Annotated in this window: 11 protein-coding genes and 2 pseudogenes; 11 read left to right on the forward strand and 2 right to left on the reverse strand. The window is 48.8% G+C overall.

The window, feature by feature from the left end; genetic code table 11:
- A partial coding sequence (locus tag ABGT54_RS07035; protein WP_346663447.1) for an NFACT family protein occupies positions 1-1,286 on the reverse strand: 1,286 nt, incomplete at its 3' end.
- Between the two features lie 137 nt (positions 1,287-1,423).
- Here ABGT54_RS07035 and ABGT54_RS07040 point away from each other — a divergent pair.
- The 11 genes and pseudogenes from ABGT54_RS07040 to ABGT54_RS07090 all read left to right on the forward strand — a co-directional run bounded on the left by ABGT54_RS07040 (position 1,424) and on the right by ABGT54_RS07090 (position 11,820).
- A pseudogene (locus ABGT54_RS07040) lies at positions 1,424-2,306 on the forward strand (YicC/YloC family endoribonuclease).
- 17 nt (positions 2,307-2,323) lie between these two features.
- A complete protein-coding gene (gene gmk, locus ABGT54_RS07045) occupies positions 2,324-2,959 on the forward strand; it encodes a guanylate kinase (protein WP_346663448.1) in 636 nt (211 codons plus the stop codon).
- 3 nt (positions 2,960-2,962) lie between these two features.
- Positions 2,963-3,208, forward strand: a complete 246-nt coding sequence (rpoZ, locus tag ABGT54_RS07050) for a DNA-directed RNA polymerase subunit omega (protein WP_346663449.1) — start codon at positions 2,963-2,965, stop codon at positions 3,206-3,208.
- An 83-nt stretch (positions 3,209-3,291) separates the two neighbouring features.
- Positions 3,292-4,617 (forward strand): 30S ribosomal protein S12 methylthiotransferase RimO, encoded by a 1,326-nt coding sequence (rimO, locus tag ABGT54_RS07055; protein WP_346663450.1) that lies wholly within the window; start codon positions 3,292-3,294, stop codon positions 4,615-4,617.
- On the forward strand, positions 4,614-5,156 hold the full coding sequence (gene pgsA / locus ABGT54_RS07060; protein WP_346663451.1) for a CDP-diacylglycerol--glycerol-3-phosphate 3-phosphatidyltransferase: 543 nt from the start codon (positions 4,614-4,616) through the stop codon (positions 5,154-5,156). The genes rimO and pgsA overlap by 4 nt, the downstream gene beginning before the upstream one ends.
- A 1-nt stretch (position 5,157) precedes the next feature.
- Positions 5,158-6,390 (forward strand): annotated as a pseudogene (locus tag ABGT54_RS07065) (competence/damage-inducible protein A); the annotation flags it as partial.
- Between the two features lie 183 nt (positions 6,391-6,573).
- Positions 6,574-7,425, forward strand: coding sequence for a DUF4163 domain-containing protein (locus tag ABGT54_RS07070; protein WP_346663953.1), 852 nt, complete (start codon positions 6,574-6,576; stop codon positions 7,423-7,425).
- Positions 7,426-7,548: 123 nt separating this feature from the next.
- The gene (locus ABGT54_RS07075) at positions 7,549-8,241 is read left to right on the forward strand and encodes a hypothetical protein (RefSeq protein WP_070089312.1); all 693 of its coding nucleotides are present in this window, start codon (positions 7,549-7,551) and stop codon (positions 8,239-8,241) included.
- An 83-nt stretch (positions 8,242-8,324) separates the two neighbouring features.
- On the forward strand, positions 8,325-9,335 hold the full coding sequence (locus ABGT54_RS07080; protein ID WP_070089311.1) for a GGGtGRT protein: 1,011 nt from the start codon (positions 8,325-8,327) through the stop codon (positions 9,333-9,335).
- 762 nt (positions 9,336-10,097) lie between these two features.
- Positions 10,098-11,081, forward strand: coding sequence for a molybdopterin-binding protein (locus ABGT54_RS07085; RefSeq protein WP_346663954.1), 984 nt, complete (start codon positions 10,098-10,100; stop codon positions 11,079-11,081).
- Between the two features lie 31 nt (positions 11,082-11,112).
- Positions 11,113-11,820: an ATP-binding cassette domain-containing protein gene (locus ABGT54_RS07090; RefSeq protein WP_346663452.1), complete on the forward strand. Its 708-nt coding sequence runs from the start codon at positions 11,113-11,115 to the stop codon at positions 11,818-11,820.
- Between the two features lie 83 nt (positions 11,821-11,903).
- On the opposite strand, the gene ABGT54_RS07095 is transcribed toward ABGT54_RS07090, so the two are convergent.
- Positions 11,904-16,190, reverse strand: coding sequence for an acyl-CoA dehydratase activase-related protein (locus tag ABGT54_RS07095; protein ID WP_346663453.1), 4,287 nt, complete (start codon positions 16,188-16,190; stop codon positions 11,904-11,906).
- Positions 16,191-16,321 lie beyond the last annotated feature (131 nt).

Here is a 16,321-nt window from a genome sequence, read left to right on the forward strand (position 1 = left end):
ACACTAGATCGCGTGTTAATAGAAAGAGCGCTTTCCACAGATTCCAGATAGCGGATCTCGTCGCCGGTTTCCCGGATCCATTCGCTCAATGCTTCAAAGGTTCGCTTTTGTTTGTTATACCGGGCAAAATATTTCTGTGCATTTTCCTGAGGTGTTTTGAGAGGATCCAGAGGGATCGTGATCTCTTTTCCTGTATAATAATTTTCACAGGTCAGTTCTCTGGAGCCTGAGGGGAGCTGATAGCCGTAGGCCTGGATCAGCTCGCCATATACCCGGTAACGCTCCCGGTCTTCTGTGTCTTTTAATTGTCTTGCCTGAAGATCGTATTTCTTCCGGTTCCGCTCCAGCGCTGTCTGGACAATGTGGCGCAGATCGGCTCCTTTCTGCCGGATCCGGATCAGAGCGCTCCGGGTCGCATAGTAGACGGACAGGGTTTCCGAGATCGAATCGAACCTTCTGGCGGACAGATTCTGATAATGAGAGATGGAAAGGGCTGAGAATTCTTTTGGCGTATTTCCCTCATAATAGATCACGGGGTTAAAGCGCGAGTTTCTGACATCCTCCAGGTAATACCGGAACTGCCGGTAAAGATGCGTCATGGCGTCTTTGGAAAGCTCTCTGGGGCAGATCCTTGGGTCAAGACCGGACAGATACAGGATTTCCTCGGCGATCACCGGACTGATGCCGGTAAAGCTGGTGTAGACGGCTTTTCCGAGGGGCATCGGTTTTTCGGCCAATACGTCGGAAAACGTTTCTTCCGTGACAGTCAGAGGATCTTTTTTGTGCATGGTATCCGGGATAAACCAGGTACGTCCAGGAAGAACTTCGCGCACAGAACTCATGCCTGCAGGCACATGTTTAATGCTGTCAATGATCCGGAACTTGTCATCGCAAAAGATAATATTGCTGTGTTTTCCCATGATCTCAACGATCAGATATTTTGTGCACAGATCACCCAGTTCATTGCGGTGCTCAATCTCAAACTGCAGGATTCTTTCGAGTCCTGGCTGCAATACGTCGATGATCCGTCCGTTCCCGATGTGTTTTCGCAGCAGCATACAGAAATTTGGCGCTGTCATGGGAGAGGGCTTGTTGACATCCGTCAGATAGATCAGAGGGAGAGAAGCGCTGGCTGAGATACTAAGTCTTCTGGATCCTTCCCTGGTTTTCAGCGTCAGAAGGAGCTCGTCGTCCTCAGGCTGAGAGATCCTGGCAATCCTGCTGTCAGACAGGGTGTTTTTTAGTTCCGCGGCAAGCGCCGCAACGGTAATTCCATCAAATGCCATAGCTGATATTCCTTCCTTGTAAAACTCATCTTTTCCCAGTATATCATAGTTGACGGGATATTCCAAATGCCTTATAATTAACGATGGCATAAATTGCAAGTTGCATGATTTTAAAGTATAAAGAAGAGGAATCCATTATGATCAAAAGTATGACCGGATTCGGCCGGTGTGAGTTACAGGAAGGACAGCGCAAATTTGTAGTGGAAATGAAAGGCGTGAATCACCGTTATCTGGACGTCAATATCCGGATGCCCAAAAAGCTGAATTTCTTTGAGACAACAATCCGCAGCTTTTTGAAAACAGAGGATCCAGAGAGGAAAAGTAGATATTTTTATTTCCTATGAGGATCTGTCAGAAAGTCAGGTGTCTTTGAAGTATAATGAGACCCTTGCAAAAGAGTATCTGGAGTCTTTCCGCAAAATGGAAGAAAGCTTTAGCCTGGAAAACGATATTCGAGTGTCCACGCTGTCCCGCTGCCCGGAAGTCCTGACCATGGAAGAACAGGCAGTGGATGAAGAGAAACTCTGGAATGAGCTGAAAAAAGCCCTGGAAGGGGCTGTCTGCCAGTTTGTGGAGACCAGAAGCCAGGAAGGGGAAAATCTGAAAAAAGACCTGCTGGAAAAACTGGATGGCATGAAAACACTGGCGGATCGGATCGAGGAAAGAGAACCGCAGATCCTCAGCGAATACCGGCAGAAGCTGGAAACCAAGGTAAAAGAACTTCTGGAAGACAGTCAGATTGAAGAGGGAAGGATTGCGGCTGAGGTCGTGATGTTTGCTGATAAAATCTGTACCGATGAAGAAGTGGTACGGCTTAGAAGTCATATTCAGCATATGAAAGAAGTCCTCCAGTCTGAGGAGAACGGCATCGGAAGAAAACTGGACTTCATCGCCCAGGAGATGAACCGGGAAGCGAATACCATCCTTTCCAAGGCCAATGACCTGGAGACGTCAAATACAGGTATTGATCTGAAAACCGAAATCGAAAAAGTCAGAGAACAGATTCAGAACATCGAGTAATAAAGGGGGAAAAGCAGGTGGATACCAGGGGGATTCTGATCGTTGTGTCCGGGTTTTCCGGAGCCGGAAAGGGAACGATCATGAAGGAATTGCTGAAAAGATATGAAGAAAAGTATGCGCTGTCTGTATCGGCGACAACCAGAGGTCCAAGACCCGGAGAAGTGGACGGGCAGGCGTATTTCTTTCGCACAGTCGATGAATTTGAAAAAATGATTGCGAAAGAAGAACTGATAGAGTATGCTAAATATGTGGATAATTACTACGGAACTCCCCGTGCTTATGTAGAAGAGCAGCTGGAAAAAGGAAAAGATGTGATCCTGGAGATTGAGATCCAGGGCGCTCTGAAAGTAAAGGAGAAGTATCCGGACACCCTTCTTTTATTTGTAACCCCTCCATCGGCGCAGGAGCTGAAAAAGCGCCTCGTAGGACGGGGGACAGAGACCATGGAAGTGATTGAAAGCCGGATGCGAAGAGCCAGGGAAGAATCTGAGTATATGGATCAGTATGAATATCTGATCGTAAACGATGATCTGGACGCATGTGTGGAAGAAATGCATCAGATTATCCAGGGAGAGCATGAAAGAGCATTCCGCAACCAACATTTTATCAATCATATGAAAGAAGAATTGCAACAAGAACTGAAAGGAGAATAAAAAATGCTGCATCCATCTTATACCGATTTGATGAAAGTCGTAAATAAAGACGTGGAAGAGGGTGAGACCAAAGTAGTCAACAGCCGGTATTCCATTGTCATGGCAACCGCAAAACGGGCACGCCAGATCATTGACGGAGCAATGCCTCTGGTTCCTGTAAAAGACGGAGAAAAACCGTTGTCTATTGCGATCGATGAGCTGAACCAGTCCAGGATCACCATCATCGGAGAAGAAGAGGAAGAAGAATAAATACACGGCCGTAAGAACGTGGATTCAGGGCAGATGCCGGATGGTGTCTGCCCTTATTACAAACCGGCCGTAAGGAGGAATACATGAATCTATTATTTATCTCGCTTGGCTGTGACAAGAACCTGGTGGATTCTGAGGTAATGCTCGGTCTTCTGGCAAAAGCGGGCTACCAGATGGTGGATCTGGAGGAAGAGGCAGATGTGATCGTGATCAATACCTGCTGTTTTATCCATGATGCCAAAGAAGAAAGCATCCAGACCATCCTGGATATGGCGCGTTACAAAGAAGAAGGAAGGCTGAAAGCACTGATCGTAACCGGTTGTCTGGCGCAGCGCTACCAACAGGAAATCTTAGAGGAGATCCCGGAGGTAGACGCAGTTCTGGGAACGACCGCCTATGCAGAAATTGTAACCGCCATTTCCGAGGCGCTGGAAGGAAGGGGCGCGGTGACCACCAAAGACCTGAACGCCCTGCCAGAGACAGATCCGCACAGACCGGTCACTACAGGCGGTCATTACGCTTATCTGAAGATAGCCGAAGGCTGCGACAAACACTGTACTTATTGTATTATTCCCAAACTTCGCGGCAATTTCCGAAGTGTTCCTTTAGAACAGCTTCTTGCCCAGGCAGAAGATCTGGCGCGCCAGGGGGTCAGAGAGCTGATCCTGGTGGCACAGGAGACGACGCTGTACGGGAAGGATCTGTACGGAGAAAAATCTCTGCATCTTCTTCTGAAGAAGTTATGTGGGATCGACGGGATTCGCTGGATCCGTGTGCTCTACTGTTATCCGGAAGAAATCGACGACCCGTTGATCCAGGTGATGAAAGAAGAAAAGAAGATCTGCCATTATCTGGATCTGCCGGTGCAGCATGCCAGTGACGAAATCCTGCGAAGAATGGGCAGAAGGACTTCCAAACAACAGTTGAAGGAGATCATCGGAAAATTAAGGAGTCAGATTCCGGACATTTGCCTTAGAACCACTTTGATCACAGGATTTCCGGGAGAGACGCAGGAACAGCATGAAGAACTTCTGGAATTCGTCGACGAGATGGAGTTCGACCGTCTGGGAGTATTCACCTATTCTCCGGAAGAGGATACGCCTGCCGCAGAAATGCCGGACCAGATCCCGGAGGAAATTAAAGAAGAACGGCAGGCAGAACTGATGGAGCTGCAGCAGGATATTGCCTTTGACGCAGCCGAAAATATGCTGGGAAAAGAAGTCCTGGTTATGATCGAAGGGAAGGTGGCGGATGAAAATGCCTATGTGGGCAGGACCTATAAAGACGCCCCGGGTGTGGACGGCCTGATCTTTATTAATACAGAAGAAGAACTGATGTCCGGTGATTTCGCAAAGGTAAGAGTAACCGGCGCATTAGAATATGACCTGATAGGAGAGTTGATATCATGAATTTACCAAATAAGCTGACGGTGCTTCGAATGATTATGGTTCCGTTTTTTGTATTTTTTATGTTGACTGATGTGGGAGGAACTGCCAATAAATGGATCGCTCTCATCCTGTTCTGTGTAGCAAGCCTTACAGATATGCTGGACGGGAAGATTGCAAGAGCCAGAAATCTTGTAACAAATTTCGGAAAATTTATGGATCCGCTAGCGGATAAGCTGCTGGTATGTTCCGCCATGATCTGCATGATCCCGTCCGGAAAGCTGGCTGCCTGGTTTGTGATCGTGATCATTGCCAGAGAATTTATCATCAGTGGATTCCGGCTGGTGGCCTCAGATAATGGCATCGTGATCGCGGCAAGTTACTGGGGAAAATTCAAAACCGTTTCCCAGATGGTTATGATCATCGTACTGATCATGGATCTGGGAGGCGCCTTTGACATTGTAGGGACGATCCTGATCTGGGTATCCCTGATCCTGACGGTAGTATCTCTGATCGATTATATTGCAAAAAATGTACAGGTACTGACAAAGGGAGGCATGTAAAATGACCGTAGAACTGGTCTGTGTAGGCACAGAGCTTCTGCTTGGAAATATTGTAAACACCAATGCGGCTTATCTGGCAGAGCAGTGCGCTATGTTGGGATTATCCTGCTACCATCAAAGCGTAGTGGGCGACAATGAGGAGCGGATGGAAGTATCGATCCGCCAGGCGGTATCAAGATCGGATATTGTGATCCTCTGCGGCGGACTGGGACCTACAAAGGATGATCTGACAAAAGAAGTGGCTGCAAAAGTATTTGGGATGCCGCTCAAAGAAGATCCTCATACACGGGAGCGGATAGCCGAATATTTCCGGGTCAGCGGTCGTGCGGTTACGGATAATAACTGGAAACAGGCTCTGGTACCGGAAGGGGCCTGTGTAATAGACAATGACAATGGAACGGCTCCGGGCCTGATCCTGGAAAAGGACGGGAAACGGGCCATTCTGCTCCCCGGACCGCCGGGTGAACTCGTTCCTATGTTCGAGAAAGAGATCCGCCCTTATCTGAATCGTCTGGTGCCGGAAGGGATTTATTCCCGGATGGTCAAGATCTGCGGGCTTGGGGAGAGTAAAGTAGAATCCATGATCACAGATCTTCTGGACGCTCAGACAAATCCGACGATCGCCCCCTATGCAAAGACTGGAGAAGTGCATCTTCGTGTGACGGCTAAAGCAAGCGGGGAAGACGAAGCACAGAAGCTGATGCAGCCGGTGCTGGATGAGCTTGCCCGCCGGTTTGGAGACCGGATCTTTACGACCCGGGAAGAGGTGACGCTGGAAGAGACCGTGGTAGATCTTATCAAAGAGCTGGGGCTTACAGTTACAACGGCAGAGTCCTGTACAGCCGGCCTGCTTGCCGGCAGGATCATGAACGTTCCCGGCGCATCGGCAGTTTACCGGGAAGGTTATATCACCTATGCCAATGAGGCCAAAGAAAAACTGCTGGGAGTTCAGGCAAAGACCCTGGAGCAGTACGGGGCAGTCAGTAAAGAAACGGCCTGTGAGATGGCCGCCGGCGCCGCCCGCGCTGCAGGCGCTGATGTGGCGGTATCTGTAACAGGGATTGCAGGCCCGGACGGAGGAAGCGCGGAAAAGCCGGTAGGCCTTGTCTATATCGGATGCTTTGCAAAAGGGTCTGTGAGGGCCTGGGAGTGCCGATTTACTGGAAACCGGGCAAAAAACCGGGAACTTTCTGTGGCAAGAGGGCTGACAATCTTAAGGGAGGTTCTGCTTGATATAAAAGCCGGGAAAAACGATGCAGTCGTTGTTCCTGCAAATTTATCTGAAGAAGAGGAAGAAAAACCAAAAAGATCCAGAAGTAAGGCAATCCTTATTGCTGTTGTGGCAGGTCTTTTCCTGCTGGCCGCTGTCTTTGCGGCAGGTGCTTTTCTGGTCCGCCAGATCATCGATAATGTAGAGGTGTCGATAGAAGAGATCGAAGGAGACGACAGTGCAGGCGCGCCTTCAGATGGCGGTGACTCTTTCTTTGAAGACGGCCGGGAGGACGATCAGAACGAAGAAGAAACAACCGGGACAGACGGGATCCGGGCATTTGTTGACGAAGGAATCACTTATGAGATTGATGAAGATCAGTATGTATTTACCGGTGACGAAAGTTCTTCGGTCTATCTTGATTTTTATGTGAAGTATCCGGTAATCACAGGGCTCAGTGATCCGGAGACGGAGAAAAATGTAAATGCGGCTATTCAAAGTTGTGCAAAGGCAACGGTTACGGAAATCTACGAAGAACCTTCGGTGGAGATCCGGGAAAGGGTTCTGGGCGCCAGAGTGCCGGCGCTTGTCAGTTATGTAGAATACAAGGTCTGCTATGCGAACGAAGATTTTCTTAGTATTGTCTTCGATGATAACAGCTATAAGGGAAGCGAAGAGTATCTGGATATGAGTCTTCGGACGCTCAATATCAGCCTGAAGGATGCAACCGTTTATCAGGTAAAGGATATCGTGGAGCTGAACGATGAATTTATGGATGACTGGCTTTCCGGTATGAGAGAAGAAGCAGAGAATGATGCATTTCTTTCGGAACTGGATGAGGAAGAGCTTCGGAACGCGCTTGCAGGCGAGGATGAAAGCGGTGTTTATGTGCCCAATTTCTTTGTAAGCGCTGACGGCATGGAAATAGGATTTGATCTGAACTATCCTGCCGATGATTCCCATGACCTTGGATATATCTGGGTGACGGCTCCTCTTTCGCAGGAGCAGCTGGAAGCATATCAGACAGACAGCAGTTTTTGGAAGCTGATTGAAAAATAATCGCAAAACCTGAAAGTGATAATTGACGAAAGAAATAGAATATGAGAAAATAAATTAAGTATGGTGTTAAAGATATAACAAGCCCTACGAGAGAAAAATGTGCAAGTTGAAAGGAGTTTTAAAATGATTTATTCACATGAAGTAGAAATGATGTGTCCGGTAGCGCAGGGTGCAAATCACGGGCCGGCTCCGATCCCGGAAGAAGCAAAATGGGTACAGGCAAAAGAGATCAAGGATATTTCCGGATTTACACACGGTGTAGGCTGGTGCGCTCCGCAGCAGGGAGCATGTAAGCTGACACTGAACGTAAAAGACGGCATCATCCAGGAAGCGCTGGTTGAGACACTTGGATGTTCAGGAATGACACATTCCGCAGCTATGGCATCTGAGATCCTCCCGGGAAAAACCATTCTGGAGGCGCTCAATACAGACCTTGTCTGTGACGCGATTAATACTGCTATGAGAGAACTCTTCCTTCAGATCGTATACGGAAGAACACAGAGCGCATTTTCAGAGAACGGTCTTGCAGTAGGAGCAGGGCTTGAGGATCTGGGAAAAGGACTCCGTTCCCAGGTCGGCACAATGTACGGTACATTAGCCAAAGGTCCTCGTTATCTTGAGATGGCAGAAGGTTATGTAACAGGTATCGCTCTGGACGATCACGATGAGATCATCGGATATCAGTTCGTAAACCTTGGAAAATTCACAGACTTTATCAAAGCGGGCGATACACCGAACGACGCATGGGAAAAGGCAAAAGGACAGTACGGCCGTGTAGACGATGCTGTGAAGATTATTGATCCGCGTAAAGAGTAGTCTGGACAGGCGGATCAGCCCGGATGACAGCATCTGTGCGTATCCGCGATAAAAAGAGTGTTAGAATTCAGGAGGATACATAAATGGCTTTATTTGAATCATATGAAAGAAGAATTGATAAAATCAATGAAGTATTAAACAGCTACGGCATCGCTTCTCTGGAAGAGGCAGAGAAGATCACAAAGGACGCCGGACTGGACGTATACAACCAGATCAAAGGCATTCAGCCGATCTGTTTTGAAAATGCATGCTGGGCATATATCACCGGAGCGGCCATCGCTATCAAGAAAGGATGCGAGACCGCTGCAGACGCAGCCGCTGCCATCGGCGAAGGACTGCAGGCTTTCTGTATCCCGGGATCTGTTGCTGATCAGCGTAAGGTAGGTCTGGGACACGGCAATCTTGGAAAGATGCTTCTGGAAGAGACCACAGACTGCTTCTGCTTCCTGGCAGGACATGAGTCCTTTGCAGCTGCAGAAGGCGCTATCGGTATCGCAGAAAAGGCAAACAAAGTAAGAAAGAAACCTCTGCGTGTTATTCTGAACGGACTGGGAAAAGACGCTGCCAAGATCATTTCCAGAATTAACGGATTCACTTATGTCCAGACAGAGTACGACTATTTTACAGGAGAACTCAAAGAAGTACAGAGAATCTCTTATTCTGACGGACTCCGCTCCAAAGTAAACTGCTACGGAGCCAATGATGTACGCGAAGGCGTTGCCATCATGTGGAAAGAGGGCGTTGACGTTTCCATCACCGGAAACTCCACCAACCCGACCCGTTTCCAGCATCCGGTTGCAGGAACCTATAAGAAAGAATGCGTAGAAGCAGGAAAGAAATACTTCTCCGTAGCTTCCGGCGGCGGTACCGGACGTACCCTTCACCCGGATAACATGGCTGCAGGACCGGCTTCCTACGGTATGACTGACACCATGGGACGTATGCATTCTGACGCACAGTTTGCAGGTTCTTCTTCTGTACCGGCTCACGTAGAGATGATGGGCCTGATCGGCGCTGGAAACAACCCGATGGTTGGTATGACGGTAGCTGTTGCGGTAAGCATCGAGGAAGCAAAGAAAGCAGGAAAGTTCTAAGAAACGGCGGTTTTTAGACATTTTTAGAGGTGTGTAGAAGTTGATAATGTTGGTAAAATGTGGTCTATTCCTATATTATTCCTACAACGCAATTCCTACATTAAATGGAGTGGCTAGGGAAAGATTTTTAAAATCTTCCCAGCCACTCTAAATTTTTTATGGTATGTATCTGGGATTATTTTCTATAAAAGCAGGAGAATTTGTAAACAATATCCAGGGCGGTAAAAAAAGCTTGTTTGTGCGATTTGTTTAGTTTCTGTAAATTATTTTGAAGAGAGGCTATGAGAAAATCATCTTCATGCTTCTACAAGTTGTAATGGATATAATAACATGATAGAATGACCACAGGGGCAACCGTGTTGCAGGGTGGCAGACCTCTATTCTACATAGAATGGGGGGGGGTGCTGATGGACAAGAAACATTTTGATTTTAAAGATCTGATAGCTTTCGGAATGTTCATCTTAGCATTGCTGGCATTCGTGTTTACGTTCTGTCGATAATGCTTTAGAGCATAGAAAACCACCCCGGTAACTTTGGCGAGTTGGGGTGGTAATTCTAAATTATTAATCCAATGAGGTCAACCCCTTGTGGGCGGTTGCTCTTATTTCATTTATAATATAACACGAATATTCAGCAGGTTCAATAGAAACTGATAAATTAAGTTATCATGTTGTGCCTATAGACTCAGGAGGATGCAAAGTGGAAAGTATATTAAGATTGATTCAGACAGAAGAGGCGGTCGGGCATGTGCTCTGCCATGATATGACACAGATCATTCCCGGGGTGATGAAGGATGCCAGATTCCGGAAAGGACATGTGGTGACAGAAGCAGATATTCCGGTGCTGCTTTCCATGGGAAAAGAGCATCTGTATGTCTGGGAGAAACCAGAAGGCATGCTGCACGAAGACGAGGCGGCAAAGAGCCTTCTTTCTCTTTGCATAAATGAAGGAATGCATGCTACCGATACGAAGGAAGGGAAGATCGAACTGATTGCGGACCGGGACGGTCTTTTTCAGGTGGACACAGAGCGGCTGTATGCAGTCAATAATATCGAAGAGCTGATGATTGCGGTCAGGCATACGAACACTGCAGTAAAAGCCGGAGATAAGCTGGCAGGGATGCGGGTGATCCCCCTGGTGATCGATGAACAGAAATTAGAGCAGGCCAGGGAAGCGTCTCTTGTGGATAGTGAAGGACCGATCCTAAGCCTTCTGCCCTGGAAGATCCGCACCGCAGGGATCATCACTACAGGCAGCGAGGTGGAAAAAGGACGGGTGGAAGACCAGTTTACGCCGGTAGTGGAAAAGAAACTGGCGGATTTCCAGATCGAGGTAAAGGAAAAACGGCTGACTGGTGATGATATGGAGCGTACCAAAGACGCGATCCTTCAGATGAAGGAAGCCGGGCTGGATCTTATCATCTGTACCGGGGGCATGAGCGTGGACCCGGACGACCGGACGCCGGGTGCGATCAAGGCTTCCGGCGCAGACATCGTTACCTATGGCGCTCCGGTACTGCCGGGAGCCATGCTGTGCCTGGGGTATTTTGCAGACGGCACAGCGGTTATCGGTCTCCCGGGATGCGTGATGTATGCGAAGGCAACCATCTTTGACCTGCTGCTTCCAAGAATCGCAGCAGGAGTAAAGATCAGAAGAAGCGATATCATAAGACTGGGACACGGAGGACTGTGCCTGGGATGTGAGGAATGTCAGTATCCGGTCTGTCCGTTCGGGAAACAGGAGTAACAGGTAGATTGACAGCAAAAAAAGAAGAGAAATGCATGAAGAAAAGAGTGTTGTCCGTATTTCTGGCGGGAATCCTGCCCATTCTTCTGGCGGGCAGCAGCAGCGGGTGGCGCTGGCCCGGATCATGGCCTGCCAGCCGGAGATGATCCTGCTGGACGAGCCTTTTTCTGCGCTGGATGTGTATTTAAGGGATCGGCTGCAGCAGGAGATGGAGGAGATGCTTGCGGATTATCCGGGAACCGTGATCTTGGTGTCTCACAGCCGGGATGAGATCTATCGGTTCAGTGAGGAACTGCTGGTGATGGACCAGGGAGAGATCATCCGGAGCGGAGGCGTCCGGGAAATCTTTGACGATCCCATCCGTGTGGAGGCAGCCCGGATCAGCGGGTGCAAAAATATCGTGAAAATCAAGCGGCGGGACGCGCATATGCTGGAAATCCCGGAATGGGGGACGGTGCTGACACTGGAGCGCGAGGTGCCGGAAGATATGACGCACATCGGCTTTCGCGCCCATGATTTTCTCCCTGTCTGGGGAGAGCGGAAAGCAAACTGCATCGCAGCCCGGGTAGGAAGCATTGCAGAACTTCCCTTTGAGCGGAAATACTTTATCAAAGGCGCTGCGGACGGGGCAGAAGAGATCTGCTGGTTCGTGCAAAGAGAATTGCTCCAGGTACTGGAAAAACGTGGAATGCCAGATTATCTGCACATGCCGGAGAATAAAATCTTATTATTGAAATAATGAGTAGTGGCAGATTTCTAATAAAAATTGCCGGACAGTGAAATGATAATCATCTCATTGTCCGGCAGTTTTTTGTTGGATTTCTAAGAAGCAATTTCGTTGTCTTCTTTGGATTCTCTTTCCAGTTCCTTTGCCAGATTTTTGTTTGCTGTGGACAGCATCAGTTTGATACGGTTCAACTGGTTTACTTCGCTGGCGCCCGGGTCAAAATCGATAGCGACGATGTTGGACTCGGGATAGAGCCTGCGCAGTTCTTTGATCACGCCTTTTCCTACAACGTGGTTGGGAAGACAGGCAAAGGGCTGGGTACATACGATGTTCGGCGCACCGTTATGGATCAGCTCCAGCATTTCTCCGGTCAGGAACCAGCCTTCTCCGGTCTGGTTTCCAAGAGAAACAATGTCGGAAGCCATTTTTGCCAGGTTGGCGATGTCTGCCGGGGGATCAAAGTGTTTGCTTTCCCGGAAGGCATCGGATGCCGGTTTGCGGAACCATTCCAGGGCTTTGATCCCAAGGTTGCCCATGGTCGCCTTGGATTTTTTCATGCCAAGATGCGATACCTTGAAGTTCTGGTTGTAGAAACAGTACAGCAGGAAATCCAGAAGATCCGGAACCACTGCCTCTGCGCCTTCGCTTTCCAGAAGTTCCACCAGGTAGTTGTTGGCTGCGGGCAGGAATTTTACAAGGATCTCGCCGACTACGCCTACTCTTGGTTTCTTAATATCCAGAAGTTCGATGTTGTTGTCAAAGTCAGCGATGATCTCCCGGCACAGCTGTTTGAACCGCCGTCTGGAGGGGTAGCCCTGGGAGAGGAAGTCTGCGCAGACTTTTTTCCACTTTGTATGCATGGCGTCAGTGGAGCCAGGGACCGCCTCATAAGGACGGATCCGGTATACGCATTTCATGAAAATGTCTCCAAATACCGCGGCGTAGATACCCCGGAGAGCCAGCATTGGTGTGATCTTAAATCCCGGATTGTCTTCCAGTCCGCTTAAGTTGATGGAAATAACCGGAATGTGTGCATATCCTGCTTTTTTCAAAGCGCGGCGGATAAATCCGATATAGTTTGAAGCACGGCAGCCGCCGCCGGTCTGGCTGATGATGACAGCGATCCGGTCTGTATCGTATTTGCCGGACAGAATAGCCTCCATAATCTGCCCCACCACCATCAGGGACGGGTAGCAGGCATCGTTATTTACATATTTCAGTCCCACATCTACCGCCTGCTTGTTGTCGTTAGGAAGTACCTGGATGTTGTAGCCGGAGGCTTTGAACGCAGGCTCCAGAAGCTCAAAGTGGATGGGAGACATCTGCGGGCAGAGAATGGTGTAATTCTTACGCATCTCTTTGGTGAAGGTAACCTTCTTTATAGCGGCGGAGTGGAGCTCCCGTTTTTCGCCCCGCTGTTCTCTGACGCGGATGGCAGCCAGAAGAGAGCGGATCCGGATCCTTGCAGCGCCCAGGTTGTTGACCTCATCAATCTTCAGTGAGGTATAGATCTTATCGGAACCGTTCAGGATATCCGCCACCTGATCTGTGGTAACCGCATCCAGACCGCAGCCAAAGGAATTCAGCTGGATCAGATCCAGATTTTCGGTGGTCTTTACATAGTTTGCGGCTGCGTACAGGCGGGAGTGATACATCCACTGGTCCATGACATTCAAAGGCCGCTCCACCGGATTCAGGTGGGAGATAGAGTCCTCTGTAAGAACCGCGATATTGTAGGAATTGATCAGTTCCGGTATGCCATGGTTTACTTCCGGGTCAATATGGTAGGGGCGTCCGGCCAGGACGATGCCCCGGTTGCCGGTTTCCTTTAAGAACTGAATGGTTTCCTCGCCCTTTTTGCGCATATCCTGCCTGCAGGAAGCAAGTTCCTCCCATGCGGCGTGCACAGCGCTGCGGATCTCGTCGCCCGGGATCTGGAATTTCTCAGAAAGTTCGTCCACCAGACGGTAGGAAATGGTTTCCTCACTCTGGAAAGAGAGGAAGGGGTGGATGAAGTCCACGTCGCCATTTACGATGGCATCAATGTTATTTTTGATGTTTTCCGGATAAGAGGTGACGATCGGGCAGTTATAGTGGTTGTTTGCGTCGGCAAATTCATTCCGTTCATAAGGAATGCTGGGATAGAAAATGTGTTTCACGCCCTGGTTGATCAGCCACTGTACATGTCCGTGAGCCAGCTTGGCCGGGTAGCATTCCGATTCACTGGGGATGGACTCAATGCCCAGCTCATACACCTTTCTGGTGGAAGCAGGAGAGAGGACCACACGGAATTTCAGCGTATGGAAAAAGGTGAACCAGAACGGATAGTTCTCGTACATATTCAGGACTCTCGGGATACCGATGACACCGCGGACAGCCTCTTCTTCGGAAAGCGGTTCGTAATCAAAGTAACGCTTTAATTTATATTCAAAAAGATTGGGCAGATGATTTTTGGATTTCTCTTTTCCCAGTCCGCGCTCGCACCGGTTTCCGGTGATGAATTTCCTTCCCCCGCTGAAATGGTTGATGGTCAGACGGCAGTTGTTGGTACATCCCCGGCATTTGGTCATGGTGGTGGAATATTCCAGAGACTCAATTTCGTCAATGGGCAGCATAGTTGTGCCCTCGCAGTCTACATACCGTTCTCTTGCAATCAGAGCGGCTCCAAAAGCTCCCATGATGCCGGCGATATCCGGACGGACGACCTGGCAGTTTGCAATCTTTTCCAGGCTTCGCAGGACGGCGTTATTATAAAAGGTTCCGCCCTGGACTACGATATGCTTTCCAAGCTCAGAAGCATCGGAAACCTTGATCACCTTAAAGAGAGCATTTTTAATGACAGAATATGCAAGACCTGCGGAAATGTCTGCAACAGAAGCGCCTTCCTTCTGCGCCTGCTTGACCTTGGAATTCATAAATACCGTACACCGGGTTCCCAGGTCGATCGGATGAGTGGCAAAGAGCGCCTCATGTGCAAAGTCTTCTACCGTATAATTCAGAGACTTGGCGAAGGTTTCGATAAAAGATCCGCAGCCCGAGGAGCAGGCTTCATTCAGCTGCACACTGTCTACGGTCTGGTTTTTGATCTTGATACATTTCATATCCTGACCGCCAATGTCCAGGATACAGTCCACATCCGGCTCGAAGAAAGAAGCGGCGTAGTAGTGGGCTACGGTTTCGACCTCCCCTTCGTCCAGGAGAAGAGCGGCTTTAATCAGCGCCTCCCCGTATCCGGTGGAGCAGGAGTGGACAATCTCTACGCCTTCCGGAAGCTTGCTGTAAATATCTTTGATCGCACGGATGGTGGTTCCCAGAGGGTCGCCTTCATTGTTGTTATAAAAAGAATAGAGAAGCGTTCCGTCTTCTCCTACCAGTGCTGCTTTGGTGGTAGTAGATCCGGCGTCAATGCCAAGAAACGCCTTTCCGCGGTAGGAAGCAAGATCCTTCATGGGAACCTGATGCTTTGCATGCCGGTTTTTAAATTCCTGATATTCTGTCTCGGATGAGAACAGAGGCTCCATGCGGTCGACTTCAAACTCCATCTTGATCTTTCCTTCCAGTCTGGTCTGCAGTTCCTGCAGAGAAACATTCAGATCCTTTCTGGAATTCATGGCAGAACCAATGGCCGCAAACAGATGAGAATGATTGGGGGCAATGGTGTGCTCGTCATCGAGGTTTAAGGTACGGATAAAAGCTGCCCGAAGTTCGGACAGAAAGTGAAGCGGACCGCCCAGGAAGGCAACATGTCCGCGGATTGGTTTGCCGCAGGCAAGACCGCTGATCGTCTGATTGACAACAGCCTGGAAGATAGAAGCAGCCAGGTCTTCTTTTGAAGCCCCTTCGTTGATCAGAGGCTGGATGTCAGATTTCGCAAACACTCCACAGCGGGCTGCGATGGAGTAGAGCGCTTTGTAATTTTTGGCATACTCGTTCAGTCCGGAAGCATCTGTCTGAAGGAGAGAAGCCATCTGATCAATAAAAGAACCAGTACCGCCGGCGCAGACACCGTTCATACGCTGTTCTACATTTCCGCCTTCAAAATAAATGATCTTGGCGTCTTCCCCCCCAAGTTCAATGGCTACGTCTGTCTGCGGGGCGTAATCCTGAAGTGCCGTGGATACGGCAATCACTTCCTGGACAAAGGGAATGCCCAGATGCTTGGCAAGGGTAAGGCCGCCGGATCCAGTGATCACAGGAGAAGCATAGATGGCTCCCAGTTTATAAACCGCCCGTCCCAGAAGATCTGAAAGGGTCTCCTGGATATTTGCAAAATGTCGTTCATAATCTGAAAACAAGACCTCTCTGTCTTCAGACAAAATGGCAATTTTTACCGTGGTTGAGCCAATATCAATGCCTAAAGTATATGATGTTTTCTGATTCATACTATGTAACTCCTCATATGATAGTTTATGTATCTCTTCTTATTAAAATGTATTTGTCTTTCAACAACATTTAACATTATACGACAATTCAAAATTATTGACAATTCTAAAATGTAATATAAATATAAAAA

The organism is uncultured Merdimonas sp. (assembly GCF_963929015.1).
In the GTDB taxonomy this organism is placed as follows: Bacteria; Bacillota; Clostridia; order Lachnospirales; family Lachnospiraceae; genus Merdimonas.